The organism is Paenibacillus sp. J31R30 (genome assembly GCF_059692115.1).
This window is the reverse complement of the sequence record NZ_JCAUAV010000009.1, coordinates 148,699-174,739: the sequence shown is the minus strand read 5'-3', so window position 1 is coordinate 174,739 and position 26,041 is coordinate 148,699. Positions and strand designations below refer to the sequence as shown.

The following is a 26,041-nucleotide window of genomic DNA, read 5'->3' as shown; positions in this document are numbered from 1 at the left end:
GAAACAGTTGTTTCCTTCTACCGAGAAAGGTTGGCTATGCTAGCACATTACAAAACAATCCATTCGTATGGTTCGTCTGAGATTATCATCAAGAAGTCACGTTTCATCGGTCATGCTAAACCCGTAGAGTCAGAAGAAGAAGCAATCCAGTTTATTGAAGCGATCAAGAAAGAACACAGGTCGGCGACGCATAATTGCAGTGCGTATGTCATTGGCGAGCGGGATCAAATCCAGAAGCATTCCGATGACGGTGAGCCCAGCGGTACAGCAGGGAAGCCGATTCTGGAAGTGATGAAGCATCAAGGGCTCAAGAATACCGTTGTCGTAGTTACTCGTTATTTTGGTGGCATCATGTTGGGTGCTGGCGGACTCATTCGTGCTTATACGGATGGAGCTGTGGCAGGCATTGAAGCAGGAAAGCCGATTTATAAAGTAAATCATCAGCTCGTGCTGATTGAAGTCGATTATACATGGTATGGCAAGCTGGAAAATGAACTTCGAAATCAAAAGATGCTGTTAGGTGATATACAATTTACGGACAAAGTAACCGTTCCTTGTTATCCGTTGGCAGCTGAAGCGGAAGCATTCATGAATTGGGCAACTGATGTTACACAAGGTCAAAGCTTGATCGTCGCTGGAGAGAATGAATACATCGATCATGAGAGCTTGCCTGAATAGGCAGGCTCCAGATGAGACAGACACAATAAAATTACATATGAGCTGAGGATGCGGAGGGATAGGAATGGCTAGGAAAGCAGTCGCACAAGAGCTTAGCAGAGAACGAATTCTTACTGAGGCGCGGGAATTATTCGCTACTTTCGGCTATCGCGCTTTAACGATGCGAAGCATTGCTAAAGCAATGGGGTACAGTCATGGGGCGTTATATTACCATTTTAATGAGAAAGCTGAATTATTTTATGCACTAATTAAAGATGATTTCGCCTTGCTGCTGCAGCGTCAGCGGGAAATGATTGTTCGTGAGCATGGGTTTAGCGTGAATTTGCTTCAGAAGTTAATGATGGAATTCGTCTGGTTTGGTTTAAGCAATCCGAATCATTACGAAATGATGTTTATGATTAACGAGCCGGAACTACAGCAATACTCGCGTACCGAACAAGCTCAGTGCTTGGATATGTTTGCTACTGTCATTCGTGAAGTATTGGCAGATCAACCAGGAGCTGAGAGTCGCAAGTTTACGCTTCCGTGGAATTTGTTTATGTCATTACATGGCTTTATCTCCTATTGTATTCAGTTTAAGCTATCATACGAGGAAGCACGCAAATTGGCAGATGAGCATATCCGACTGATCTGTGTTAGTCTGGATGTGGATTCGATTGAATTACAGCGTCCGCTAGTCAAAATGGTGGGGCAGCAGCATGTACGGAAATCATTTGTTATATAGATGAAATGAAGGAAGCGAGACGCCCTGTCTTTGCTTCTTTTTTCATTTTTGAGACAAACTGTATTTTACATTACCCTGCCTGTGCTTTAAAATGATGGAAAGACAGCGATGGAAGGATGATTACGATGGATTTGAATATATGGTCGGAAGAGAACGTTGAATTTATGTTTGAAGGTATTACGAGAAAGCTGCGCATGGCAACGGGAGGTTCCATTAAAGCCTCCAATGTGAAAGAAGAGAAGTATGAGGATTTGAAGGATCTTTATAATATGGTTACGAGCAAGGATCGCTTCAGCATTAGCGAGATTGATGCGATTACAACAGAGCTTGGGAAAATTCGTAAGGCCTAATACACGCACCCCATAAGTATGCCGCTGTTCTCTGACCTTGGTCGGAAAGGCGGCTTTTTGTTGTTGTGTGCAGCGAAGCACGAGACTGAGAACAGTCGAAGCGTTCCGTGATACGCATCGCACGCGGAGCACGAAAGAGTTCGAGCAGAGGCTGCTTGCTATTTTCATACATGCAGATGTCGTTTTCTCATTTGAATAGCAGCTATAAGGTAGAGAATAAGCGTTACACTAAATAGATTCCAGACGCTGGGAATAGTTGCTGCGGACAGATAGAGTCCGAAAGGGAATGACCATAGAAAAGCTGCCAACATGAGCTTCCAATTTCGCACGAATGAGCCGATCAATCCTAGTATGGCAGGAGCAATCAACATCACACTCATGATTAGAATTGTATCCCTGCTAGCGACAGACTCCGAGTAGGGATTCCACCAAAGGAACCAACAGCAGAGTAGAATGCTGCCTAATGAAGCGCCAACGCCAACGTAAGCATAGGTCCATTTCAAATGAAGACCCCCTTTTAATTACCATCAAGCTCTAATCGCCAATCATTACATTGCATGAAATGTCCTGGCGGGTACTCGAATTCACACTGACGCATCAGCGAAAAGTTAAGTTTTCGACACACCGCATTCGACGCTGGATTATGAATCGACGGAAAAGCATGCATCCATCCAAATTTAGCCTCTACATTTGCGTGAGCAATAGCTGCCTGTAAGGCCGCACTCGCTATCCCTTGCCCTTGATAGGCGGGAAGCACACTCCAACCGACTTCGTAAGCATTTTCCCCTTGCCAGTGGCTATCCCAGTATCCGATGCTACCTACGACTTCACGGTCAGGCAGTGTAACGATGCTAAACATATGCCCTTTACCTTTTTCGCTGATGGTAAGATACCGTTGGTGGCGGATCAGAAGCTGCTCCTCCGTTTCCGGGCCCCCTAGATGTTCCATCATCTCAGGAGCATTGATGAGCCGAAGAAGTTCGAGATCCGTGTCGGACCAAGGCACGATGGTAATCTGTGACTTACTCACATTCTCTGACATGTTCTCACTCCTATTTTAACTAGTAGAATTGCAATTTAATCTTTTACTGTTATCTCCATCATATTAGAACGTACGTTCTATGGCAAGTGGTATCTGCTCCCCCATACATACTATCTCCCCATTAGGGACAAAATAGGAAAAAAATGGACAGAGGAGATCGTCACATTGACTCAAAATAAAGAGGCTTCTACCGTTACGTTACCCCAATTCCCACAATCTTTCTGGCTCGACTCTGTGGACAAGATCCCTCAGTTTCCCAGCCTGACGGCCGATCTGAAGACGGATGTCGTCGTCATTGGTGCAGGTATTACAGGTATCACTACAGCATATCTACTCGCAAAACGAGGCGTGAAAGTCGTTGTTCTCCATGCAGGCCGCATCCTAGAAGGAACAACAGGGCACACCACCGCTAAATTGACTGTCCAGCATGGACTTATTTATCATGAGTTTCTTTCCCATTTTGGCGAGGAGAAGACTCGCCTCTACTATGAGGCTAATCACGAAGCGCTGATGCTCATCAAACAAACGATTAATGAGCTCGGCATCGAGTGCCAATTTACCGAAGAAGATGCTTATCTGTATACGAGTGATGATGCTTATTTAAAGCAACTAGAAGACGAATATATGGCCTATGGTGAGCTGCAGATTATTGGCGATTATCTGGAATCAACCCCTCTGCCTTTTGAAACCAAAGCAGCCATCAGATTAAAGGGGCAGGCTCGGTTTAATCCTGTGCCTTATCTGATCAGACTCACGCAGGAGATCACTCAGCTGGGGGGGCAGATTTATGAAGGAACGACAGTCGTTGGTGCAACGCATGAGAAGCCCTCACTTGTCAAAACAAAGCAAGGGCATCAGGTTACTTGTAATTATGTGGTCACAGCCTCCCATTACCCGTTCAACGATATCAAGGGCGCTTACTTCACTCGTCTGCACGCGGAGAAGTCGTATGTGATCGCTGCTCGCACGGAGAAAGCCTTCCCTGGCGGGATGTACATCAACGTTGAGCAGCCAACTCGGTCTCTCCGAGCTGTCACCATTCAGGGGGAGCCTGCGGTTCTGATTGGCGGCGAGGGGCATAAGACGGGGCAAGGCTTATGCACCCATCAGTATTATGAAAATCTACAGAAGTTCGGGGAGGAGACGTTCGGACTCCAAGAGATTCTGTATCGTTGGTCGGCGCAAGATGTGTTCACATTAGACAAAATGCCCTATATAGGCCAGCAATTCTCTGATGCGCCGCATCTCCTCATGGCGACTGGCTATCGCAAATGGGGGATGACGAACAGCATGGTAGCGGCAATGCTGAATACGAAACTAATCTTAGGGGAGCAAAGCCCCTATGAAGATGTATTCACACCGCATCGATTCCATGCCGATCCTAGCATCAAGACATTTGTCATGCAGAACGCGAATGTCGCGAAGCATTTTGTAGCTGGAAAGTTTGATTTGCTGCATAAACAGCCAGAGGAGCTGTCTCCAGACGAAGGCTCAGTCGTCCGCGTGAAGGGTAAGAGAGCTGGCGCTTATCGAGAACCCAGTGGGCAGCTTCACGTGGTTGATACGACTTGTACCCATTTAGGTTGTGAAGTCGAGTGGAACGATGCAGAGCGAACATGGGACTGCCCATGCCATGGCTCCAGATATTCCTTTCAAGGTGATGTGATAGAAGGACCTGCGAAAAAGGCACTAACCAAATTGACAGTAGAGTAATTAACCCCCTCAGGACAAGAGCGTATTTTTGCATAAAAATGGACAGCTATCCATGCGATGTTACCCCATAAGCCATACACTGTAGAGCAATGTATCTCTGCTCACGTGAAGGAGGTGGACGTTCGTGGCATCCAGAATTCGTAAAGATGACGTTCGTAAATTGATCGGGAAAGACATTTTGGCTGTTAAGAAAGATGGTACACAGGTGACTGGTAAATTGGTGCGGATCAGCGGTAACACGTTGATTGTTGCTCCACAAAACGGCAAAAAAGTGCAAGTTAAAGCGATTATCCCATTGGTACTATTTGATCTGTTAGCGATTGGTACTGCACCTTATGCATATGGTGGGTTTGGTGGTTATGGCTTTGGCGGTGGCTTTGGCGGTGGCTTTGGTGGCTATCCGTATGGCGGTGGCTTTGGCTTCGGTGGTCCAGGACTGTGGTTCTGAGAATGATCGAAATGGAAAACTCTTTCCTTCTGGGGAAGAGTTTTTTGTTGCTTTAGAAACAATATAAAGAGGCGCACCAATCTGCAGCCTCCTGAATAGGCTAACATACAGGTTTACAGAAGATGCCCCCGTGCATCGGGGAGAAGCTCTGGAACCAACCGCGGACAGGGAGTGAGCAACATGCCGAGTTCCATCGTGTTTAACATGATCAATATTAATAATCAGAATACGAATGCAACGATCGGGATCGGAGAGAATGCACAATCCAGCTGGGATTCTCATAGCAAAAACAATTACGGCACCGGTGAATTCATCGGTAATTCGATCGCCTGCAACTTCGTCAATACCATCTTTGATAATGACTTTATCGATGCACCAATTAATGATCAGGACTTTAAACCAGCCATAACCAATCAAGTTTAGCGGAAGGGTGGTTGAAAGCGATGCTGAATCTGCCTGGACCTTTAGACCCGCCGCTGATCCAATTTGATGCGATTCACGTCAACTCCATAGCCGATGGATCTGGTATATTCATTGGCACGAATGCTCAGGTGAATTGGACAACAAGCGGTAAAAGCAATAGCGGCCTTGGTGAAGTAAATGGTGAACATAACTTGGTGTGGAACAATGTGAACACCGTTTACGATAACGATATTATCGATGCGCCGTATACCAAGGGTGATTTGATCATTGGACGTGTTTGAAAAGAAGCTCCGCGACAGCCTTAATCGGCCGTTGGCGGAGCTTGTGTCGTTGCTTCGGTTGGAGCTGGAGCTGCCGCGACGGATGACGTGGTGAAGCCCGATGCCTGTGCTTGCGAGGTAATCATCTCCTGCAGCCATTCCGGCGTTTCATTATCACCCACATTGAGCATATCGAGGAAATCCGAATCGTTCAGCATGGAGCGGGTACCCACCAACTGATTATGATCCCCTTCGACGGCGCCAAAGCCTTGAACCGTTTTTTGATTGCTTTGAAAATCGGTTGGCCAATTATTTCCCATATTGATGCAGGAGGCACTTTCCACGGATCCAATACGGATGGAGCCAATAATAAATGTCGGAGACATGAAAGAAGACACCGTAAATCACCTCATCATTACGCTTTTGGTTGGGGCGGTGTGTAGCGGTAGCCGGTTGAGGTTCGCTCAGGGCCTGAACCCTCTTGTGCCGATGATTTCGAGACACTGTCGTTAGATCTCTCTGGCTGCGATCCTTTCGTCACCTGTGAACGTTGGAAAGCCTTATCTACAGCTTCATTTTGCGTTTTCCCATTTGGCTTAGCACCGAAATTATTTCCTAAATTCAGTGAGCCGCTCAGTTCCTTAATATCGAGCTGATCGAGTCGAAAGGTTAAATTTTCGAGAACAGGCTGATGGACGTGAAGGTTATCGATATGAATGCGCGGTTGCTTGGCTGTAAGGTCGGCCAACTGATCTTCGAGCTTGCGCAGCCGCTGTTCCAATAGGTTGACGGTTTGTGTATGTACGGAAGACGACACAGTCTCGTTTCTCATAGGAGATGACCCTTTTGAAGGCATGGAAGATGATCCAGGCGGCGACGCTTTCTTTTTTTGAAACCACATAGGCAGAGTCAGCTCTTTCGTGTATTCGGTTTAAAATCAAACGTATCATTATCCAGGACCGTGTGCTTCCCGCCTAGCACCACATTGTGATCACCTGTCAATTCACCGATCCCTTGATTCGTCTTGGCTGAATGCCGCCTTCCATTGATCCGATTTGTACCCTTGTTCACGCTGGCGTTGTGGCTTATGTCATCGATATGAATGGATTGAAATTGAATCCGAACCATCGCCATTCCCTCCAAATCCTCAATTTCGCAAAGATCTTTCTTTATTTATATGGGGACAACGGCAGAATCATTTCTATTTTTGCAAAACAAAAAGATCACCATGATCCCCATGAGGTGGAGTAGGTAATCTTTCCTGTTACGTAAACTGTATAGGGATGACCTTCTCGCCATCTGGAGGAGCAAGTGGTATGCGGATAATGAGCAAACCATTATGATACTGTGCTCGCATCTGATCGGTCAAAGCTCTGCCAGGCAAGCGGATTGCTCGCTCAAAATTGCCAAAATAACGCTCAGAGAGCCGCATTTGCTCATCACTGACCTGATATGGACGGACGAGCATGCCTCGGATGAGGAGAGACTGGTCGCGGAAAGAGATTTGAATGTTCTCAGGGGACGACAGTCCTGGCACCTCAGCGACTACAACGAGTTCTTGCGGCGTTTCGTACATATCAACTCTTGGTCCGGTTAGTGGAATAATACTGGCAATGTCCTGCCAGAACTCGGGGCCCAGCACATCGCCGGCTTGCGCCGACAGTCCCTTCCAATCGGGCTTTGACGAACGGTTGCCTGGAGGATTCATCTGCCATCATCACCTGACTTCACCATTAAAAGTAGAGCTGCAAGCAGCTTGCTACTAGTTTATGTGCTCACGAGGCGGATTATGGCTGACTCATTCATTCAGGACATGTTTACTACTGTGGAGGCCGCTGATTCGCCAGCTGCTGCTGCGCCATGCGTACGAGCTCCTTCACCATGGCGCCTCCGATTGGACCGCCAACCCTGCCTGCATCTTCTGAGCTCAGTTGACCATTGTACCCTTGCTGTAAGGGAACCCCGAGCGTGCGGGCGACCTCATATTTCACAAGATCAGGCCGCTCTGGATTTACCGCGTAACCTTGGTTTTGCATGACGTGAGCCTTTAGAAGGCCTAAGCCATGCTCGGATCCGGGCACCATGGCCCGATTTCTTCGTCTTCTTGACATCGTCTATCACCTCTTTGGTGTTAGGATGCCCTACCCCTTTTCGGTTCATGAGTCCGGAAGGTGAAATATTTATGCCCGACATAATTACCAATTGTGTACAAGCCATTGCCAACCAGAATTGCACCATTATGGAGCCAACCGGAATTAGCATCCGTTAGGTAGGATCCAAGCGCTTCGGCAAGAAGCCAACTGATCCCATAAGAGACGAAGTAACAGATGAGGATCACAAGTAAGAACTTCCACCAACTGTTGCCAACGCTCGCATTTGAGCGGAAGGTAAACGAACGATTAAGCACGTAACTCACCACGGCCCCGATCGTATTCCCACCGAAGGTCGACACCCAATAGTTAAGATCTAATAAGTTAAAGAGAGCAAAGCTGGCGGATAAGCCAACCAAGGTATTCAATACGCCAACGAGTAAGAAACGCGCGAAGCTGCCTGTTAATAAAGACTTCATGGACGCCATTCGATTACCGCCTTGCAGTGGCGGGTTTGACCGTCTGTGAGGAGGCAACTTCTATCTCCTGAGCCTGCTCCGTCAATTCCTTTTCGATAACAAATAGGGGACGCTGCTTCACTTCTTTATAGATTTTACCTATGTATTCGCCGATCAAACCGATAGCCAAGAGCTGCACGCCGCCAATGAACCATACTGAGAGTACAAGAGATGTCCAGCCTGTTACGTTTGCACCTAAAAACTTGCCTACAATCGCATAAATAGCAGCGACTACGCTCAATGCGAAAAGAAAGAAGCCCATGACAGTGACGAAACGTATCGGAGTTACACTGAATGAGGTGATGCCATCAAAGGCAAAAGCCAGCATTTTGCGCAGCGGATATTTGGATTCACCAGCAAATCTTTCTTTTCGGTCATAATAGACCTGTGTAGAGGGAAATCCTAGCAGAGGGACTAAGCCGCGAAGGAATAAGTTAACCTCTTGAAATTTCTCCAAATTATCCAGCGTGCGTTTGCTCATTAAGCGGAAATCTGCATGATTGTAATGTATTTTCACACCGAGAGAGGTCATGAGTTTATAAAAGCCTTGGGCCGTAGCACGCTTGAAAAAGGTGTCCGCTGAGCGATCCTGACGAATGCCGTAGACAATGTCGTAGCCTTCATGGAATTTAACGAGAAATTCACGGATGACTCCTGTATCATCTTGGAGATCAGCATCGATGGAAACGACGCAGTCCGAATACGCTTTCGCTTTCATTAGTCCGGCAAGTAAGGCGCTTTGATGTCCGGCATTTTTTGCAAGCTTAAGCCCTGTAACGAAAGGATTGGACAGGTGGAAACGCTCAATCAACGGCCAAGTTGCATCTTTACTGCCATCGTCAACAAAAAGCACGGTACTACTCTCGGCAATCAGTTGATCCGTAATTAAAGAATCTAACACTTCACTAAGCTGAAATACCGTTTCCGGGAGTACTTCTTCTTCGTTATAACAAGGGACCACAATGGTCAAAATCGGTTTAGACACAATACCTCGTCTCCGTCCTGAATAGGTTGTAGATGAAATTATATAGCTTAAGTTTTAATTATAGCTAAAAGGGCCATAAAAAGTAAGCGGCCGGAACGGAAATCATCGTCCCAGCCGCTAGTGCTGCTCTCTATTTTACCAACCAAACCCGAACGTAGCTAGAACAATAACCAAGAGGACGTATAGAACGAGGACTACAGCAGCGCTAGAACCACCAGCAGGGTACCCACAACTCATGTCAATCCCTCCCTTCACAAAATTACTATATGTCATTTATCTAGAGGTTGTATGGATGAATGCCCCATATGCGTCATAATTATTGGGCAACGTGTCCACCTTGCTGCAATGTTGCACCATAGGAGCGGGAAAGAATGAGGAGTTCGCATTCAAAGGGAGGAGGCAATCAAACACATGCGTTACGAAGAACGTCAACCGGATGATATCCTGCAGCAATATATTAAATGTTTTTGGTATTTGGAGCGGGATTACAGCGCGGCGGAAGAGGGGGAGACCATGTGGCCTGATGGCTGTCATGAGCTGATCTTCCATTTTGGAGCCGATTATTCCGCAAGTGGGCAAGTGATGCCTAGTGCGTTCTTTATAGGTACGCTTTCGCACTATCATCAGCTATCGGCGGAAGGACCCATCCGTGTATTCGGTGTACGTCTGCTGCCTTGGGGGTTGCGTGCATTCAAAGAAATGGATAACCGTACGCTCAGAGACAGATTTCTACCGCTAGCTGACATATTTCCCGAGCATGAGCTTGTGGAGCTAGTTGCTACATTGGCAGAAGCAGACTTTGACGAGGGTATCGCTATTCTGACAGCCTATTTGTATCGTCATTTTCAACCAGAAACCAAGCATGCTGCGATGATTCCTATCTTGTCCAAGCTGTACCACACACCGATGGAGCAGGATGTTCCCATCAGCGTAGCCGAGAGTGGTTATTCTCAGCGGCATTTTGAAAAGATCTGTTCGGAGCTCGTTGGCATGTCGCCAAAGCAACTAAATTCCGTGTCCAGATTCAATTTGGCTCGGCTCCAAATTTTCTTCAATCCGACGGTGGATATTTCGAGTTGTATGGCCCAGTTCGGCTATCATGATTATGCGCACTTTTCCAAGGAATTTAAGAGATGCCTCGGCATTACACCGACACACTACAAGAAGTGGCTGATGCGGCTTGCCGAGCGCAGGGGCCGGCTGACGCCTGGGATGAATGTCGCATCCGATCAGGAGGGGTAAGTTTTCGGATACCGAAAGCGGCTTACTGATTGGCGGAAACGGATGCTGTTGGCGATAAAACGAACCGAAGAGTGGCTCGTCAACAATTTAACTGGAGTTTTTCCATTTAAATTCCATAATTTACGATAAAGTTTCCCACTTCGCCCACATTTCCCTAGGGTTCAGCTCATAGACATCACTTTCTCGAAACATATACTGGTGCATAATCAACTCACGGCGCAAGGTAGCAAAATCCGGATGATAGTTTTTGAGGCATGTATTAAGGTCCGTCTCGGCGTAAGAGCGCCCTTTTTCAAGCTCGTTAACCAGATGCTCTAGAACAATAAGCTTCTTCTTGAGCTGTGCCGGGATATGCTTGAGCTTGCCTTCCTGTGTGAAAAAGTTCCTTAGAACGGACTGCTTGAGACTTGCGTTTTTGTCTGCTATTTCCATAGAAGCGGGAACCTCCTTTTTATTTTTGAAAATGAGGTCAGCAGTTGCCTGACCGTGACTGCGAATAAAGGCGTCATTCAATGTAAAATAAATCGTATTTTTGTCCCGACGCTCATGAATCAAGTTGGCTTCGCGAAGCTTGGAGGCGTGATGGGTAATGGTCGCAGGTGTCACACTCAGCTTCTCGGCGAGAGCTTGCCCATTGGATTCGCCGTCCGCTAACAAGATGAGCATACGAATACGCGTCGCATCGGACAGTGCTTTGTGATAGGTGATGAGTTTATCCAATTGCATGCGGGGGAGCTCCTTCAACTAGAGATTAGATGATTATCTAATTAGATAATATTTAAATTAGATGATCGTGTCAAGCGTGAAAGTTTCCTTCTGGGCAGGGGTCATGTAAAATATACGTATAGAAGTCAAAGCTTAGCTTAAAGGGGAAAAACAATGCGAATACTTGTCATGACAGCAGTCGCTCCTGAACGAGATGCTATACAGCGCGGTCTTGGTCAGGATAGCAGATTCGAATATGCTTTAGCTGGTGTGGGTCTTGCCGCGGCAGCAGTGAATGGAGCGCTAGAGTTGGCCAAAGCTGATTATGATCTATTAATCATCGCCGGTATCGCTGGCGGCTTCGTGGGTCAAGCGGAGGTTGGCTCGCTTGTTATCGCGAGCGAGATCATCGCCGCCGATCTTGGCGTCGAGCTGCTGGATGGCTTCAGCAGCTTGGACGAGCTGGGCTTCGGCTCAACGCGCATCAGCGTTGCGGCCGAACTGGCCCAGCGCGTGACGGCGGCGCTGCAAGCCGCCGGCCTGCAGGCGCAAGCGGCGCCGGTGCTCACGGTGGCCACGGCCACCGGCACAGCGGCAACCGCCGCTGCGCTGGCTGCGCGCGTCCCTGGCGCTGCCGCCGAAGCCATGGAAGGCTTCGGCGTTGCGACAGCTGCGCAGCAGCGCGGCGTGCCCGTGCTCGAGATCCGCGCGATCTCCAATGCGGTCGGCCCACGAGACCGAGACGCCTGGCGGATCGGTGATGCCTTGAAAGCTTTAGAAGCAGCAGGTTCAGTCTTAGCGGAGGTGCTTTAACCATGAAAATAGCGTTCTCACCATGTCCGAACGATACCTTTGTATTCCATGCCTGGGCACATGGCTTAATCCCAGGTGCACCAGAGCTCGATGTCCTCTACGCGGACATCGATATAACGAACCGTCTGGCTGCCGAAGGCAGCGGCCCCGACGTGCTCAAGATCTCCTACGCTGCACTCCCATGGGTGCTGAAGGATTACGCCCTGCTGCCCTGCGGCGGCGCCTTGGGCCGAGGCTGCGGACCGCTTGTGCTGATGCGGCCAAGCGACGGCTTTACGGCCGACCCGGCTGCGCTTAGCGGCCGCCGTGTCGCCGTGCCAAGCGAGCGCTCGACCGCGTACTTACTGTTCCGCCTATGGGCGGAACAGAACGTACCTGGCGGCGTAGGCGAAATCGTGGTCATGCCGTTCCACGAGATCATGCCCGCCGTGCGGGACGGCCTCATCGATGCCGGCCTGGTCATTCATGAAGCGCGATTTACTTACTCGTCGTACGGGTTAGCGCTTCTAACTGATCTAGGCAGCTGGTGGGAGTCCGACACTGGGCTGCCAATCCCGCTGGGCGCCATCATTGCTCGGCGCACCATGGATCTGGAGGCGCTCGCCGGCTGGGCTCGCGCCTCGGTTGAATACGCGTGGGCGCATCCAGAAGCTTCGCGCGACTACGTCATGCAGCACGCGCAGGAGATGGACCCACAGGTCGCGCAGCAGCACATCGAACTGTACGTCAACGAGTTCACCGCTGATCTCGGCGAGAGCGGCTATGGCGCCGTCTTGACCTTGCTCCAGCGGGCAGCGGAGACAGGCCTTGTGCCGCAGATGGATTATGCGGCCTTACTGAAATAACTTTGGATCGGAACATCCAAAGGAACACAAAAAGCTGTCTTTCCCGTAGATGAAATCTACACGGAAAGACAGCTCTTTTTTACCCAATCACATTCACCGGCCGACCCTCGACAAACCCACGCGCATTACTGCTCGCAACAGCCATCAATCTAGCTCTCGCTTCCTTCGTGGCCCAAGCAATATGCGGCGTAATAATTACATTCTGCGCATGCAGCAAGGGGTTATCAGGCTTCGGCGGTTCAATCGTTAGTACGTCAAGCCCAGCACCAGCAAGGCGGCCTTCATTCAAGGCTTGCGCCACATCCAACTCGTTAAGCAGCCCACCTCGAGCTGTATTGATCAGAATGGCTGACGGCTTCATAAGAGCGATCCGCTCCGCATTGATCAGCTCATTTGTCGCTGGTGTCAGCGGACAATGCAGACTAACGACATCTGCGCGCTGCAGCAGCTCTTCAAGCGATACCCATTCTATGCCCTCCACAGGCTCTGGTACACGGCGTCCACTACCTGCAGCAATGACCTTCATGCCCAGCGCCCCAGCAATGATTGCCGTTTGCTTTCCGATTTGACCAAGCCCGACCAGTCCCATTGTTTGACCGTGTAACTCCACGAGCGGGGACCTGCTGTAGTAGAAATCGATCGATTTCGCCCAATCCCCTTGAAGCACACTGTCACTATGGCGCTGCACCCGATGGCAGAATTCCAACACCAGTGCAAAAACCAGCTGAGCCACTGAATGCGTGCTGTAAGCAGGAACATTCGTCACCACAATTCCGCACGTTTTCGCAGCTTGAACATCTACAATATTGTAGCCAGTCGCCAAGACACCAACATATCGCAGTTTAGGCAGCTGTCCAAGGGTTTGAGCGGAGAGAGGCGTTTTATTTGTCAGCACCATGTCTGCGTCAGCGGCACGCTCCACGATTTCGGACTCGGCGGTCCGTTCATAGACAACTAGTTGCCCAAGTGCCTCCAACTCGCTCCAGTCCAGATCACCTGGATTTAACGTATATCCATCAAGTACAACAATGTTCATCGATTTACTCCCTTTTGCATTCTACGCCCTCAATCACTCAAGGTTCTTCCAAATCTCCGCTTCACTCGTCCTATCTTACTTCTTCACACCTGGCTCTTTAAAAGGGTTCAAAAACACCTTCGGAATATGCGTCTCAAAACGCATTAACTTGCCTGTCGTCGGGTGCAAAAAGGCTAGCACACGCGCATGCAGACCAAGTCGATTGATCTCCTTCGATTTGGAGCCGTACTTTTTATCCCCAGCAACGGGGTGCCCGATATCCTGCATATGTACACGAATCTGGTTTTTACGGCCAGTCTCCAAGTTCACCTCTAGCAGGGAGAAGCTCTTGTTCGCTTGCAGCGTTTTGTAGTGCGTGACTGCATGCTGTCCATCGTTAGGGTACGGTGTGGAGAACATTTTGAGCGATTTGGCGTGCTCCTTAAGCCATGAAGAAATCGTTCCCTCTGGCTTGCGCACCATACCTTCCACTAACGCAACGTACGTCCGCTCCTTAACGCTCTCTTGCCAAGTATTTTGCAAATGCTGCTGCGCTTGCTCGTTTTTGGCAAACATCATGACACCGGATGTATCCCGGTCTAGTCGATGAACAACGAAAATCCGCGCCTTTGGATCATGATTCCGCACGTGCGCCGTGAGCTGGCGATAGGCTGTGATCTGATTTTCCTGCGAATCCGTCGCGATGGATAGAAGGCCAGCATCCTTTTGAATCACAATGACATCGTTATCTTCGTGCAAAATCGTCATGCCTGCCAGCGGGATATCCTCCACGACTTTGTCCTTGTTAATCGTGACTGTCATCTCAGGTTGCAAGGGGTAATTATAAGCCGTGACCGCTTTGCCATTCACTGCGACTTGTCCGCGAGCGAGAATCGCCTTCACAGCATTCCGGCCTAAGCTCGATAGCTTTTCTAACAAAAAGGGCAGCAGCTCAATAGGCTCCTTCACCGTATACTGGCGAGTGCTCGACTCCTGGCTTATTTTAGCTGTGTTCGCGGGTTGCCCCTGTGGTTTATGAGAACCGAATTTGGGTTTATGACTCGGGCTTCCTTTTGGACGTGAACCTGGTTTCTTTTGCATACATGGAACCTCCTCTTGCGATCGCTTACCTTCCGGTCAGATCATTCGACCTTCAATATACCACGTTCGTAAAAGCAAATGAAATGCTTGGAGCGAAGCTCCTGTAAGAACATTGTTCAATAACAAGCGTAGTATTCCTTAGAACTACATATCTGTCGCCTAACCCTGCAACCTCTGAATCGTACTCCCCGTGAAAAAATCCCCCTGCAGCCTCACATGCTCAAAAGGTAAATGCGGATTCGCAATCCGCCATAGCATGCGATCGGCTGCGCGATAGCCAGCTTCTCGAATCGGCAGCTGGGGGCGAGAGCAGAGAGGCAGCGTGTCGCTTTGCTCATTCAGCAGCGCAACCAGCGAGCATTGCTGCGGGACGTTCACGCCTAATCGGCGAAGCGTGTGATACACAGGCGCAGCTTCCTCATCAATGCCGCAAATCACTGCCGTTGGCTGACGCAGCAGATATTTCTGCTGGAAATCCGCCAACCACGCCTCCGAACCATCTCGCTCTATCGCATGGTCCTGTGGATCAACCGCCAGCCCAGCTTCTTTCATCGCTTCCGTGAAAGCCTGCCACCGGATAACGAATCCACGTTGATCCTTCGTATCACCTACATAAAGAATGTTCCTGTGGCCCATTCGCACTAGCCTTCGTACGGCCTGATAGACGGCCTCGTATACATCCCAAATGACACTGTCGACCTTGGACTCCGGCGGCGGAAAATTCAACAAAATCCGAGGGAGCTGCAGCTCCAACAGTTTTTGCTCCAGTAGATCCCAATTCATCCTCGGTGCGATAAACACCCCCTCCGCATATAACAATCCTTCTTCCTCGGCCCAATCGTCAAATTCTGAAGGCTTAAGCTTTGGCGGTATAAGCAGCGGTTGTACGGTGTGTCCAAATTCCATAAAACGTTCATGCAACCCTTGCAGCAGTAGCCGATTGAAGTTCAATGATTGCTTGTTCTGGACGAGCACGAATCTGCGCTGGACAACGGGATACGGGGAAATGAGATCCTGCTGCAGCGTTTGTTTCTGATCTTTGGTCATATAGCCAAGCTCACGTGCTAGCTTGAAAACTTCACTTCGTGTCTGCTCTGACATGCCCGGAAGTCCACGCAGCGCTTTGGATACCGTTTGTATCGTTAAGCCTAGCTGGTCAGCCAAGTCGTGGAGCGTAATTCGTTTGCGCATACGTCTGAGTTGTCCTCTTTTCTAAAAAATCATTCGAGTCTTCTGTACCCCCAATTTTAAACTAAATTTAAACTAAAAAGAAGGTTATTTTTAAACTACACTATAGAGAGAAGTAAGGCATGGAAGAGGCAAGTGAGACACAAATCAAATTAGCTAAGGGAGCGAAGTCAGATGATCAAACAGATAGAAGCAGATGTGGTTGTAGTAGGAGGTGGACCAGCGGGGGTGAATGCAGCGATAGCGGCTGGCCGAAGCGGGGCCAAAACTGTTCTCATAGAAAAATACGGCTTTATTGGCGGGATGTCGACGGCTGCGCTGGTGTATCCTTGGATGACGTTTCATACAACGGATGGCAAGCAAGTCATTGCGGGTATCGCTCAAGAAATCATTGATCGCCTCATGGCGATGAACGCATCACCGGGGCATCTTCGGGATACGGTTGGTTTCGTGAATACGATCACACCTTACCACCCTGAAATATATAAAGTTCTTGCAGTCGATATGCTAAAAGAAGCGGGCGTTAAGCTGCTTTTCCATAGCTTTGTAGATCATGTTGAGACGGTGGACAATCGCATACAATCAGTGCAACTAACATCCAAATCCGGCAGAATTGATGTCAGTGGCAAAGTGTTTATTGATACAACAGGTGACGCTGATCTCGCGTATCTGTCTGGAGCGCCGTGCTTGCAAGGGCGTGATGGCGATAAAGCCACACAGCCAATGACGATGAAATTCAGAATGCGCGGTGTGAATCTGCCTGCCGTGAAACAATACATGATCGATCATCCAGATGAGTTTTATAAAAAGACGCCTTTCTCCGAGCTCGCTGATCTCCCTCTGTCTGGTGTACTCGGCTATTTCAAACACTGGAAGGAAGCGAATCTTCCGATCAATCGCGATCAAGTGCTGTTCTTCACAGGTCCAGAGGACGACGAAGTGCTGGTCAATACTACGCGTGTGCAGGGGCTGGATGGCACCAATGTGGAGGATTTGACAGAGGCTGAGGAGCTTGGACGCAAGCAAGTGTTGATGGTAGCTGAGTTTATGCGAAATAACTTACCCGGCTTTGAAAAAGCATCCATTTCCAACGTTGGCGCACAAATTGGTATCCGTGAAACGCGCCGGATTGATGGCCAGTATGCGCTGCAAGTGGATGATGTCGTGCAAGGCCGTCATTTTGATGACGTTATCGCACGCAGCGGTTATCCGATCGATATCCATGATCCGTCTGGCAAAGGCGTAACCGCAGCTTGGGTCAAAGGCGATGGCGCCTACGACATCCCTTACCGCTGCCTGCTGCCGCAAAAAATCGAAAATCTGCTCACCGCAGGTCGCTGCATCTCCACCACGCATGAAGCGCTCGCGACTACGCGCCTCACGCCAAGCTGCATGGCTACAGGTCAAGCTGCAGGTTCCGCAGCCGGACTTGCTGTTAAGCACGGCGTGCTTCCAGCGGAAATCGATGTAGCTGAGCTTCAGGCCGTCCTCGAGAAGGACGGAGCTTTGTTGAAATAGATTTAAGTAGAGAGCCCCCGGCGTCCGCTGGGGGTTTTTGATCTGTTCACAAGTGTCAAAAATGCAATAAGGCATCCTGTTAAGAGGTATTCGCTTCAACGTTTTAAATAGATGCAAAAATCGTTAATCTAAAAGAAAATAGTTGCAAATTTGCATTTCTCAGTAGTTGTTAACCACGAGCTACCCCAACACATCATCCTTCGACAGATTCAATTTCCTCATCATGCTCACATGCCCCACCAATTGTTATTTCCCCATTTTTGATACCACGCGGTTGATAACTTCCGAATACCTCCCCTCCATTCAGGGAATACTTGCATACACACATCCTAACCTGATAGCGAGGCGAGTCCATGCTTTTATACCAATTAACCCAGTGGTTTGAAGAACGCACGACGTTGCATCAAGCACTGCAGCATGAGCCGGCAGAATCGGCCGGAGAAATCCACCAGAAGATTCAAGAGGTGGAACAGCAGCTTTATTCCCACGCCGAACGCTGGAAAAACGCAATCGAAGAAGCCTCCTACCTGCAGTTCCCGTATGAAGTCCCGCATTTGGATGACGATATGGTTTTATAATGTCTGAAGTTGACTCTTACATGATCCCCTATTTGACGTAACGCTGCACAAGTCGTCCCTCATTGGAGGGCCTACCTTTGTATTTCCTCCGTTTTCGTGTAGAATTAGAAGGCACGATAATTGAGAATAGAACGAGGTTTTTTGCATATGAAAGTACTTGTATCCACACTGAACGCCAAATTCATTCATACCTCCTTGGCTTTGCGCTATCTGAAAGCGTTCTGCGAGAAGGATTTTGATGTTGAAATATCCGAATATACGATTAAAGACCCCGTCATGAACGTTGTCTCTGATATTTATCAGAAGGCGCCGGACGTGCTGGGCTTTTCCTGTTACATATGGAACATCGAAGAGACGATTCACATTATCAAAATGATCAAAAAAATCAGACCCGAAATCCTCATCGTCCTCGGCGGACCAGAAGTTTCTTATGATACGGACTATTGGATGGAGCGCATTCCCGAGGTGGATTTCATCGTGATGGGCGAAGGGGAAGAGACGTTCCACCAGCTGCTTACCGAGATCTCAACAACGCGCAAATACCACTTCGTGTATGGCGTGGCCTACCGCAAGGAACAAGAAGTGATTCTAATGCCGGGCAGACCGAAGCTGAAGCTAGATGATATTCCATCGCCGCATCGCTTCAAGGAAGATCTTCCGAGCCTAGCCAATCGTGTTGTTTATTTCGAGACAAGCCGCGGCTGTCCGTTCTCCTGCCAATTCTGCCTATCGAGTATCGAGGTGGGTGTGCGGTATTTTGATATGGAGCGAACGAAGTCGGACTTGCTTTACCTCATTGACTCCGGTGCGAAGCTGATCAAATTCGTGGATCGTACATTTAACATTAAGCGTGACTATGCGATGGAAATCTTTGAATTCCTGATCCAAAATCACCGCGGCACCGTGTTCCAATTCGAGATTACCGCAGATATCATGCGCCCAGAAGTACTCGATTATCTAGCTGAAAATGCCCCTCCGGGCACGTTCCGTTTCGAGATCGGTGTGCAATCGACGAATGACACGACCAATGACCTCGTGCAGCGGAGACAGAATTTCTTTAAGCTGAGCCGTACCGTGTCTAAGGTGAAAAACAGTCTCAAAATCGATCAGCATCTCGATCTCATCGCTGGACTGCCAGAAGAGGATTATAACTCGTTCCGTAAGACGTTTAACGATGTTTTCGAGTTAGGGCCGGAAGAGCTGCAACTCGGCTTCCTCAAAATGCTGCGCGGCACAGGCATGCGTAACGATGCTCATAAATATGGCTATATTTATATGGATCACGCCCCTTACGAGATTCTCGGCAACGACATCCTGCCGTTCACCGACTTGATTCGCATCAAGCGCGTCGAAGACGTGCTCGAGAAGTACTGGAACGCCCACCGTATGGATCACACGGTGAAGCATCTTATCGCGAACGAGTTCGCGTCGGCATTCGATTTCTTCCAAGAGTTCGGCGACTTCTGGGAAGGCCGCGGCTGGCAGAAGATCGGGCATCAGCTCGAGGATCTGTTCACGCGTTTGCACGAGTTCCTGATGCATCGCGGAACTAACAACATGCACATCATCGAAGGCCTGATGAAGCTAGACTACTTCCTCGGCCATAAATATAAGCCGCGCAAAATCTGGTGGGACTTCACCTTGGAGAAGTCCGAACAGAATGCGTACCTCAAGCTGATTGCGGAGCAGCCTGAGCTCGTCAGCGGAGACTTCCAGAGCCTCCGCATCAACGAAAAAGACCTCCACAAGCATGCGATGCTTGAGGTATTGCCGTTCGCTTTGCAGACGTATCTGCAAAGCGGCGAGATCGACCAAAGCAGCAAGGAGCTGCTTGTCGTGCACTTCCCGCCGGACGCTCAGAAGCCGGCGTCCTACTACACGATGCCCCTGCAGCAGCTAGCAGCCATTTAACAAAGCCATGCCCCTCACGACCGCCGTGAGGGGTATTTTTCTTGCGATCTGGGTAAATTAGGAGAGTTAAAGCAGATTGAGACGAAAGAGGAGAGCAGCAATGATCGAAACGAAAAACTCACAACTCGAAGAACAAATCATCCAGGTACTGAACGCCAATCAGGTGTGCTCCTTCGCTACGATTGACGGTAACAAGCCTAAAGTACGCTATATGGCCTTGTTTCACGACGGGCTCACGATTTATTTAACGACGAGTAAAAAAACAGATAAAGTGGAAGAACTCCAAGACAATCCCCATGTCCATATCCTTGTGGGATATGACGGCAAGTCTACGCCTAACATTTTGCAAATACAGGCTACGGCTGCGATTTCTTCGGATAATGCCCTTCGGGAGAAGCTATGGACCGAGGAGATGAAGCAATGGTTTGAGGGGCCGCATGATCCTAACTATGTCGTGATGGACATTTCCCCGTACTATATTGAATATTCGAGTCGTGGTTCCGAGCCACAGATCTGGAAGAAATAACGTTGATACGCAGCCGACTGAACATTTCCCTAAAAAATCCATTGACCACAGGCAAGGTTCAGTGATAAGATTATAAAAATTTACCTATGGATCAATTAAAGGAGAGACTTTGAGCAACGCTCAAAAATCCCTATATTAGGAGGAAATTGTAAAGTGGCTACGTATTATATGGAACCATCGCGTACGTTTAGTGAGTTTTTATTAATTCCTAACCTGACGACGAAGGCATGTACACCGGCGAACGTTAAGCTGAAGACCCCGCTAGTCAAGTTTAATAAAGGTGAGGAGCCTGCAATCTCACTGAATATCCCGTTTTCTTCTGCTGTCATGCAAGCTGTATCCGATGATGGAATGGCTATTGCTTTGGCGCGTAGTGGCGGGATTTCGTTCATTTTTGGCTCTCAGTCGATTGAAGAACAAGCGCAGATGGTGCGCAAGGTAAAAGGGTACAAGGCTGGTTTCGTCGTAAGCCGCTCCAACCTGACACCTGCTCATTCACTTAGTGATGTGTTGGCATTGAAAGAAGAGACAGGTCACTCCACAGTTGCAATCACCGATGATGGTACAGCGAACGGAAAATTGTTGGGGATCGTAACAGGCCGTGACTACCGCAAGAGTCGTGACTCGCAAGATCGTAAGATTTCAGAGTTCATGACGCCTTTTGAGAAATTAATTTATGGGAAGTCCGGTATTACTCTTTCCGAAGCCAATAACCTGATCTGGGATCACAAGCTGAACTGCTTGCCAATTGTGGACGATAACGGGAAGCTCGACACGCTTGTTTTCCGCAAGGACTATGATGAGCACAAAGAGAACCCGATGGAGCTCCTCGATAAGAACAAGAGCTACATTGTCGGCGCTGGTATCAACACGAAGGATTATATGGAGAGAGTACCTGCGCTTGTGGAAGCTGGCGTAGACATTCTCGTTATCGATTCATCGGACGGTTACAGCGAATGGCAGCATGAGACGGTGCAGTATGTGAAACAGAATTTTGATGTGAAAATCGGTGCAGGTAACGTCGTTGACCGTGAAGGCTTCCGCTACCTTGTAGAGTCAGGTGCTGACTTTATTAAAGTAGGAATCGGCGGAGGTTCCATCTGTATTACGCGGGAACAGAAGGGTATTGGCCGCGGCCAAGCTTCCTCGGTCATGGAAGTTGCTGAAGCGAGAGATGAATACTTCAGAGAAACCGGTATCTATATCCCGATCTGTTCTGATGGTGGTATCGTACACGACTACCACGTAACCCTTGCTTTGGCAATGGGCGCCGACTTCGTTATGTTGGGCAGATATTTTGCTCGTTTCGATGAGAGCCCGACTCGTAAACTTAAAGTCGGCAACAACTTTGTGAAAGAATATTGGGGCGAAGGCTCTAACCGTGCTCGTAACTGGCAGCGTTATGATACAGGCGGCAAAAGCAAACTTCTGTTCGAGGAAGGCGTGGATTCCTACGTTCCTTACGCGGGAAGTCTACAAGAGAACTTGGACAAGACGTTGGGTAAAATCAAATCCACGATGTGCAACTGTGGATCATTGACGTTAGATGAGCTGAAGCAAAATGCAAGAATCGCGCTCGTATCCGCGACATCACTTGTTGAGGGCGGAGCGCACGACGTGATTTTGAAAGAAAGCAGCCTTTCGGAAGAAGGTTAGCACAATAGAAAAGCTCTCTGACAGTGCCCGTCAACCGCGGCTGCTATCAGAGAGCTTTCTTTTATTTTAGCTTACGAATATCTTTTATGGCAAATAACTGCGAATCACCGTCATGCTGCCCTCAAGCGAGTAGCTGCCCAAATCCGCAGGAAGCAAGAAGCAGTCACCTGGCTTCGTTGCGATTTGACCGTCTGCCCATTGAAGCGTCCCGTTTCCGTCCGCGATCACTAGGATTACGAAGCTGTCTGGCGTTGTTGTGAGTTCCCACTCCGGACCAACAAGGCCTTTTTCTACGGTGAAAAAAGGAGAGGACGCGAGAGTCAGCCATGTGCCGGCTTCCGTCAAATCCGTTTTCATGCGCGTGGAGCCTGAACCTTCATAGGCGATGACATTGAGCGAGTCTTCGATATGCAGCTCACGCAATTTGCCATCCAAGCCCGGACGGTTATAATCGTATAAACGATACGTGGTATCGGAGTTTTGTTGAATTTCGGCTACAAGTACACCCGCGCCAAGCGCGTGAACCGTACCAGCCGGTATGTAAAAGGAATCTCCTGCTTCAACAGGTACTTCTTGCAAACAATCCATAATGCGGTTCTCCGCAATGGCTTCTGCAAGGCTTTCCCGTGTTACGCCGTCTTTCATACCATATATAATTTTGGCGCCTGGTTTCGCATCGAGAATGTACCACATCTCCGTTTTGCCTAGTTCACCTGCTGCAAGGTTCTCGTAGTGATCATTGGGATGAACTTGCACGGACAGATCGTCCTCACAATCTAGCAACTTGATAAGAAGCGGGAAACGACCGTTTTTCTCAGAAAATCCTTTGGTACCGAATAACTTCTTGCCATACTTCTCACGAATTTCGTCCAAACCTAAGCCAGCTAATTCGCCGTTGATGACTTTTGTTGTCCCATTCGGATGATCGCCGATCATCCAGCCTTCGCCAATGGCGCCTTCCGGCAGCTCAAAGCCAAATCGTTCGAGGGTTCTGCCTCCCCAAACACGTTCTTTCATTTCAGGTTGAAATTGCAGCGGGTATGATTTCAAAACAATCCCTACTTTCCCCTAGTCTGTTCTATCAATGTGTCATTAATTACTATCTAGCATTATATCATGCGGCTACCTTTTTTCTAGAGCTAAGAGATAAGGCGCAGAGGCGCTGCGATTAACAAATTGATATCGCAGCACTTGAAACGCTGCGAGTGGAAGTTGAGAAGCCCAGCGCTCGACCGCTGCGGCTTCTTCGGATCCGCCCTCGTGCCCGCTGTACAGCACGACGGTCACAATCCCGCCTTTGCGCAGCAGGCGGAGCGCAGCTTCAAGAGCAGGAATGGTCGATTCCTGCTCGGTGATAATGCTTGTATCGGCTCCTGGCAGGTAGCCGAGATTGAACGTGACCGCGGCGACCTTGCCGTGGCGGTCTTGCGGCACGGCCGCTTCCATGAGCGCATGGCTGCATAAGCTCATGGCTACTTGCGCGTCTGGCAGCTCTTTCGCCAGACGCTGCGCAGTTTGATCCAGCGCAGCCTGCTGGATATCGAAGCCGTACACGCTGCCGCGAGGGCCAACCAGCTTTGCCATAAACATGGCGTCCACACCAGTGCCAAGCGTGGCGTCGATAACGGTATCACCAGGCTCGACACGCTGCCCAAGTAGCTGGTGAACAAAACTTAGAACTGAAACAAATCCCATGTGTAATAAACCTCCGTTATTCCGATATGTCACGTGGACACTATCCCATTGGCTCAGAATATGGATGGACCCTTGCTGACCTAAGCGATGGGGATAGTGGCGATAGGTGCCCTTTATAAGAATGTCGATACTCTCGCTCCATCACAATAGAGCATCCTGGCTCACCAGAATGCTCTAAAGTAATCCTATTTACTCTTTACCAGCCCAATACTTCCCTTGCCACGTATTTCTCTCCAACAGCAGCTTATCAAAAGCGTTCAAAACTTCCCACTTTTTGAGGCTCCACATCGGTCCGATTAACAGATCCCGCGGGGCGTCCCCAGTGAGTCGATGAACGATCATTTCAGGGGGTAGAATTTCAAGCGTATCAACAATTAGCTTGACGTATTCATCCTTTTCCAAAAACTGCAGCAAGCCTGCTTCATACTGCTTCACCATTGGTGTTTTGCGCATGAGGTGCAGCAAGTGGATTTTGATGCCTTGCACATCCATCTGAGCGACGGCTTTCCCTGTATCCAGCATCATGTCATGGGTTTCACCTGGCAATCCATAAATAATGTGTGCACAGACACGGATATTATGCTTACGCAGCTTGGCGACAGCGTCCAAATAACATTGGGTATCATGTGCACGATTGATCAGTTCTGAGGTGGACTCATGTACCGTTTGTAGACCCATTTCTACCCATAAATAGGTGCGCTGATTCAATTCAGCCAAGTACTCGACGACGTCATCCGGCAGACAATCCGGCCGCGTTGCGATAGACAAGCCTACGACGCCTGGCTGCTTTAAAATCACTTCATAATATTCTCGCAGCTCCTCAACGGGCGCGTAGGTATTCGTATAAGCCTGAAAATAGCCGATGTAGTTGGCTTCGGGCCATTTTTGATGCTGTAGATCGCGGATCTTATTAAATTGTGTGACGAGATCGTCGCGGCGACTACCCGCGAAATCTCCTGAACCACGCGCGCTGCAGAAGGTGCAACCGCCAGTTGCAATCTTTCCGTCGCGGTTAGGGCAGGTGAACCCAGCATCCAGCATAACTTTGAAAACTTTACCACCGAAGGCATCGCGCATTTCATAATTCCATGTATGGAAACGTTTATCTCCCCATAGCTGGGGTGATTCCTGAATCAGTGTAGACATAGGAAGGTATCCTTTCTTTCTGCTGCTTCGCATTCATTCAACCTATATTGTAGCGAAATTTCCGCATGAAAGCGACCCCTGCCTTTCCAACAAGTCCCCCTATAAAAGCTTACAGAAGGGAGCATGATAACCTTGCACCACAATTACGAGCTGAGAGGGGAAATGCCTACGTGAAAAAGTTTCGTACGATAACTTTAGCAGTAGCTTTGACGGCAGCTTTAAGTATGGGGGCAGCAGGAGCTCAGGCAAAGAATATGGATTCGGGGAATGCAGTCGGAACGGGATCGCCAATAGGAGCACTGGGGACAGGAACTACGGGGACTACGACATCAACGGGCTATACAGGGAGTAACTATGATGCTACTTCACCAGGAATGGGGCTAGGAACAGGCATCGGCTCACCCAATTTTAGTGGGAATGGAACGAACGGGATCTATAATGGAAATTTGACGACCCCGAACACGTATTCTGGATACGGAACACCGAGCAGAGGAACGGGTATTATGGACCATATTAATGGATATGGTACGAATCCCGTTGAAAGAGGGGCTAATGCCATTGAAAGAGGCGTCGACCGCGGAGCCAATATGATCGAGAGAGGTGTCGATCGAAGTGCCAACATGGTTGATAGAATGAGTACCAAAAGCATAGGAACAACTCCACCAAGCAGCATAGCAACAACACCACCAAGCACTTATAGAGCTTATGCAACCACGGATACGGATAGTGATATCAGCTGGGGATGGTTAGGTCTCATCGGACTTTTGGGCCTAGCAGGGCTGAGAAGTAATAATAGAAGAAGAGACGAAAGCTATAAATAATGTTCTTTGAACATCTAGAAGCACCTTCCATCTCGGAGGGTGTTTTCTTC

Annotated in this window: 33 protein-coding genes; 16 read left to right on the top strand and 17 right to left on the bottom strand. The window is 48.9% G+C overall.

From position 1 onward, the window contains the following. The first annotated feature begins 36 nt into the window (after nt 1-36). From AC58QO_RS25065 to AC58QO_RS25055, 3 genes are all read left to right on the top strand, one after another. Nucleotides 37-678 (top strand): YigZ family protein, encoded by a 642-nt coding sequence (locus AC58QO_RS25065; RefSeq protein ID WP_497270317.1) that lies wholly within the window; start codon nt 37-39, stop codon nt 676-678. 64 nt (nt 679-742) lie between these two features. Beyond that, nucleotides 743-1,402, top strand: a complete 660-nt coding sequence (locus AC58QO_RS25060) for a TetR/AcrR family transcriptional regulator (protein WP_497270315.1) — start codon at nt 743-745, stop codon at nt 1,400-1,402. Between the two features lie 125 nt (nt 1,403-1,527). Then, nucleotides 1,528-1,752, top strand: coding sequence for a DUF1128 domain-containing protein (locus AC58QO_RS25055; RefSeq protein WP_497270313.1), 225 nt, complete (start codon nt 1,528-1,530; stop codon nt 1,750-1,752). Between the two features lie 164 nt (nt 1,753-1,916). Here the strand turns inward: AC58QO_RS25055 and AC58QO_RS25050 are convergent, their stop codons facing one another. After that, on the bottom strand, nt 1,917-2,255 hold the full coding sequence (locus tag AC58QO_RS25050; protein ID WP_497270311.1) for a hypothetical protein: 339 nt from the start codon (nt 2,253-2,255) through the stop codon (nt 1,917-1,919). Between the two features lie 14 nt (nt 2,256-2,269). Further along, nucleotides 2,270-2,794: a GNAT family N-acetyltransferase gene (locus tag AC58QO_RS25045; protein ID WP_497270309.1), complete on the bottom strand. Its 525-nt coding sequence runs from the start codon at nt 2,792-2,794 to the stop codon at nt 2,270-2,272. A 165-nt stretch (nt 2,795-2,959) separates the two neighbouring features. On the opposite strand from AC58QO_RS25045, the gene AC58QO_RS25040 reads away from it, so the two are divergent. The 4 genes from AC58QO_RS25040 (at nt 2,960) to AC58QO_RS25025 (ending at nt 5,659) form a co-directional block, all read left to right on the top strand. Further along, on the top strand, nt 2,960-4,507 hold the full coding sequence (locus AC58QO_RS25040) for an FAD-dependent oxidoreductase (protein ID WP_497270307.1): 1,548 nt from the start codon (nt 2,960-2,962) through the stop codon (nt 4,505-4,507). 124 nt (nt 4,508-4,631) lie between these two features. Continuing rightward, nucleotides 4,632-4,955 (top strand): hypothetical protein, encoded by a 324-nt coding sequence (locus AC58QO_RS25035; protein WP_497270305.1) that lies wholly within the window; start codon nt 4,632-4,634, stop codon nt 4,953-4,955. A gap of 180 nt (nt 4,956-5,135) precedes the next feature. Next, nucleotides 5,136-5,378 (top strand): spore germination protein, encoded by a 243-nt coding sequence (locus AC58QO_RS25030; protein ID WP_056609042.1) that lies wholly within the window; start codon nt 5,136-5,138, stop codon nt 5,376-5,378. A 20-nt stretch (nt 5,379-5,398) separates the two neighbouring features. Then, a complete protein-coding gene (locus tag AC58QO_RS25025) occupies nt 5,399-5,659 on the top strand; it encodes a hypothetical protein (RefSeq protein ID WP_497270303.1) in 261 nt (86 codons plus the stop codon). A 20-nt stretch (nt 5,660-5,679) separates the two neighbouring features. Here the strand turns inward: AC58QO_RS25025 and AC58QO_RS25020 are convergent, their stop codons facing one another. The 8 genes from AC58QO_RS25020 to AC58QO_RS24985 all read right to left on the bottom strand — a co-directional run bounded on the left by AC58QO_RS25020 (nt 5,680) and on the right by AC58QO_RS24985 (nt 9,468). After that, nucleotides 5,680-6,036: a hypothetical protein gene (locus AC58QO_RS25020; protein ID WP_497270301.1), complete on the bottom strand. Its 357-nt coding sequence runs from the start codon at nt 6,034-6,036 to the stop codon at nt 5,680-5,682. Nucleotides 6,037-6,053: 17 nt separating this feature from the next. Then, a complete protein-coding gene (locus tag AC58QO_RS25015; RefSeq protein ID WP_497270299.1) occupies nt 6,054-6,470 on the bottom strand; it encodes a hypothetical protein in 417 nt (138 codons plus the stop codon). 77 nt (nt 6,471-6,547) lie between these two features. After that, nucleotides 6,548-6,766: a hypothetical protein gene (locus AC58QO_RS25010; protein WP_497270297.1), complete on the bottom strand. Its 219-nt coding sequence runs from the start codon at nt 6,764-6,766 to the stop codon at nt 6,548-6,550. Nucleotides 6,767-6,902: 136 nt separating this feature from the next. Beyond that, a complete protein-coding gene (locus AC58QO_RS25005) occupies nt 6,903-7,346 on the bottom strand; it encodes an Hsp20/alpha crystallin family protein (RefSeq protein ID WP_497270296.1) in 444 nt (147 codons plus the stop codon). Between the two features lie 112 nt (nt 7,347-7,458). Further along, nucleotides 7,459-7,749, bottom strand: a complete 291-nt coding sequence (locus AC58QO_RS25000; RefSeq protein ID WP_497270294.1) for an alpha/beta-type small acid-soluble spore protein — start codon at nt 7,747-7,749, stop codon at nt 7,459-7,461. 20 nt (nt 7,750-7,769) lie between these two features. Then, complete coding sequence (locus tag AC58QO_RS24995) at nt 7,770-8,216, bottom strand: GtrA family protein (protein ID WP_497270292.1); 447 nt, start codon at nt 8,214-8,216, stop codon at nt 7,770-7,772. Nucleotides 8,217-8,220: 4 nt separating this feature from the next. Next, complete coding sequence (locus AC58QO_RS24990; RefSeq protein ID WP_497270290.1) at nt 8,221-9,231, bottom strand: glycosyltransferase family 2 protein; 1,011 nt, start codon at nt 9,229-9,231, stop codon at nt 8,221-8,223. Nucleotides 9,232-9,366: 135 nt separating this feature from the next. Further along, the gene (locus tag AC58QO_RS24985; RefSeq protein WP_477587644.1) at nt 9,367-9,468 is read right to left on the bottom strand and encodes a YjcZ family sporulation protein; all 102 of its coding nucleotides are present in this window, start codon (nt 9,466-9,468) and stop codon (nt 9,367-9,369) included. A gap of 174 nt (nt 9,469-9,642) precedes the next feature. Between AC58QO_RS24985 and AC58QO_RS24980 the strand changes: the two genes are divergently transcribed. Further along, nucleotides 9,643-10,473 carry an AraC family transcriptional regulator gene (locus AC58QO_RS24980; RefSeq protein WP_497270289.1) on the top strand — a complete coding sequence of 277 codons (831 nt, stop codon included), beginning with the start codon at nt 9,643-9,645 and terminating at the stop codon, nt 10,471-10,473. A 120-nt stretch (nt 10,474-10,593) separates the two neighbouring features. Here AC58QO_RS24980 and AC58QO_RS24975 read toward each other — a convergent pair whose 3' ends face one another. Then, the gene (locus AC58QO_RS24975) at nt 10,594-11,199 is read right to left on the bottom strand and encodes a DUF2087 domain-containing protein (protein WP_497270287.1); all 606 of its coding nucleotides are present in this window, start codon (nt 11,197-11,199) and stop codon (nt 10,594-10,596) included. Nucleotides 11,200-11,352: 153 nt separating this feature from the next. Between AC58QO_RS24975 and AC58QO_RS24970 the strand changes: the two genes are divergently transcribed. Beyond that, entirely contained in the window at nt 11,353-11,991 is a 639-nt protein-coding gene (locus AC58QO_RS24970; RefSeq protein WP_497270285.1) for a futalosine hydrolase, read from the top strand. A 2-nt stretch (nt 11,992-11,993) separates the two neighbouring features. Beyond that, nucleotides 11,994-12,836, top strand: a complete 843-nt coding sequence (locus tag AC58QO_RS24965) for a 1,4-dihydroxy-6-naphtoate synthase (protein ID WP_497270283.1) — start codon at nt 11,994-11,996, stop codon at nt 12,834-12,836. Between the two features lie 79 nt (nt 12,837-12,915). Here AC58QO_RS24965 and AC58QO_RS24960 read toward each other — a convergent pair whose 3' ends face one another. The 3 genes from AC58QO_RS24960 to AC58QO_RS24950 all read right to left on the bottom strand — a co-directional run bounded on the left by AC58QO_RS24960 (nt 12,916) and on the right by AC58QO_RS24950 (nt 16,143). Further along, nucleotides 12,916-13,872, bottom strand: coding sequence for a D-2-hydroxyacid dehydrogenase (locus tag AC58QO_RS24960; RefSeq protein WP_497270282.1), 957 nt, complete (start codon nt 13,870-13,872; stop codon nt 12,916-12,918). 75 nt (nt 13,873-13,947) lie between these two features. Next, the gene (locus AC58QO_RS24955) at nt 13,948-14,952 is read right to left on the bottom strand and encodes an RluA family pseudouridine synthase (protein WP_497270280.1); all 1,005 of its coding nucleotides are present in this window, start codon (nt 14,950-14,952) and stop codon (nt 13,948-13,950) included. A 159-nt stretch (nt 14,953-15,111) separates the two neighbouring features. Beyond that, the gene (locus tag AC58QO_RS24950) at nt 15,112-16,143 is read right to left on the bottom strand and encodes a LacI family DNA-binding transcriptional regulator (RefSeq protein WP_497270278.1); all 1,032 of its coding nucleotides are present in this window, start codon (nt 16,141-16,143) and stop codon (nt 15,112-15,114) included. Nucleotides 16,144-16,314: 171 nt separating this feature from the next. Here AC58QO_RS24950 and AC58QO_RS24945 point away from each other — a divergent pair, with 171 nt between their 5' ends. The 5 genes from AC58QO_RS24945 to AC58QO_RS24925 all read left to right on the top strand — a co-directional run bounded on the left by AC58QO_RS24945 (nt 16,315) and on the right by AC58QO_RS24925 (nt 22,329). Beyond that, entirely contained in the window at nt 16,315-17,658 is a 1,344-nt protein-coding gene (locus AC58QO_RS24945) for an FAD-dependent oxidoreductase (protein ID WP_497270277.1), read from the top strand. Nucleotides 17,659-18,011: 353 nt separating this feature from the next. Further along, the gene (locus AC58QO_RS24940; RefSeq protein WP_497270275.1) at nt 18,012-18,236 is read left to right on the top strand and encodes a hypothetical protein; all 225 of its coding nucleotides are present in this window, start codon (nt 18,012-18,014) and stop codon (nt 18,234-18,236) included. Between the two features lie 147 nt (nt 18,237-18,383). Next, complete coding sequence (locus tag AC58QO_RS24935) at nt 18,384-20,147, top strand: B12-binding domain-containing radical SAM protein (RefSeq protein WP_497270273.1); 1,764 nt, start codon at nt 18,384-18,386, stop codon at nt 20,145-20,147. Between the two features lie 100 nt (nt 20,148-20,247). Next, nucleotides 20,248-20,673 carry a pyridoxamine 5'-phosphate oxidase family protein gene (locus tag AC58QO_RS24930; protein ID WP_497270271.1) on the top strand — a complete coding sequence of 142 codons (426 nt, stop codon included), beginning with the start codon at nt 20,248-20,250 and terminating at the stop codon, nt 20,671-20,673. 153 nt (nt 20,674-20,826) lie between these two features. Next, nucleotides 20,827-22,329, top strand: a complete 1,503-nt coding sequence (locus AC58QO_RS24925) for an IMP dehydrogenase (RefSeq protein ID WP_497270269.1) — start codon at nt 20,827-20,829, stop codon at nt 22,327-22,329. An 84-nt stretch (nt 22,330-22,413) separates the two neighbouring features. Here the strand turns inward: AC58QO_RS24925 and AC58QO_RS24920 are convergent, their stop codons facing one another. The 3 genes from AC58QO_RS24920 to mnmL form a co-directional block, all read right to left on the bottom strand. Beyond that, the gene (locus AC58QO_RS24920) at nt 22,414-23,379 is read right to left on the bottom strand and encodes a type I phosphomannose isomerase catalytic subunit (RefSeq protein ID WP_497270267.1); all 966 of its coding nucleotides are present in this window, start codon (nt 23,377-23,379) and stop codon (nt 22,414-22,416) included. A 72-nt stretch (nt 23,380-23,451) separates the two neighbouring features. Continuing rightward, nucleotides 23,452-24,024, bottom strand: a complete 573-nt coding sequence (gene mnmM / locus AC58QO_RS24915; RefSeq protein WP_497270266.1) for a tRNA 5-(aminomethyl)-2-thiouridylate-methyltransferase MnmM — start codon at nt 24,022-24,024, stop codon at nt 23,452-23,454. Between the two features lie 189 nt (nt 24,025-24,213). Continuing rightward, a complete protein-coding gene (gene mnmL, locus AC58QO_RS24910) occupies nt 24,214-25,170 on the bottom strand; it encodes a tRNA modification radical SAM protein MnmL/YtqA (protein ID WP_497270264.1) in 957 nt (318 codons plus the stop codon). Nucleotides 25,171-25,340: 170 nt separating this feature from the next. On the opposite strand from mnmL, the gene AC58QO_RS24905 reads away from it, so the two are divergent. Continuing rightward, nucleotides 25,341-25,991 (top strand): WGxxGxxG family protein, encoded by a 651-nt coding sequence (locus AC58QO_RS24905; RefSeq protein ID WP_497270262.1) that lies wholly within the window; start codon nt 25,341-25,343, stop codon nt 25,989-25,991. The last annotated feature ends 50 nt before the right edge of the window (nt 25,992-26,041 follow it).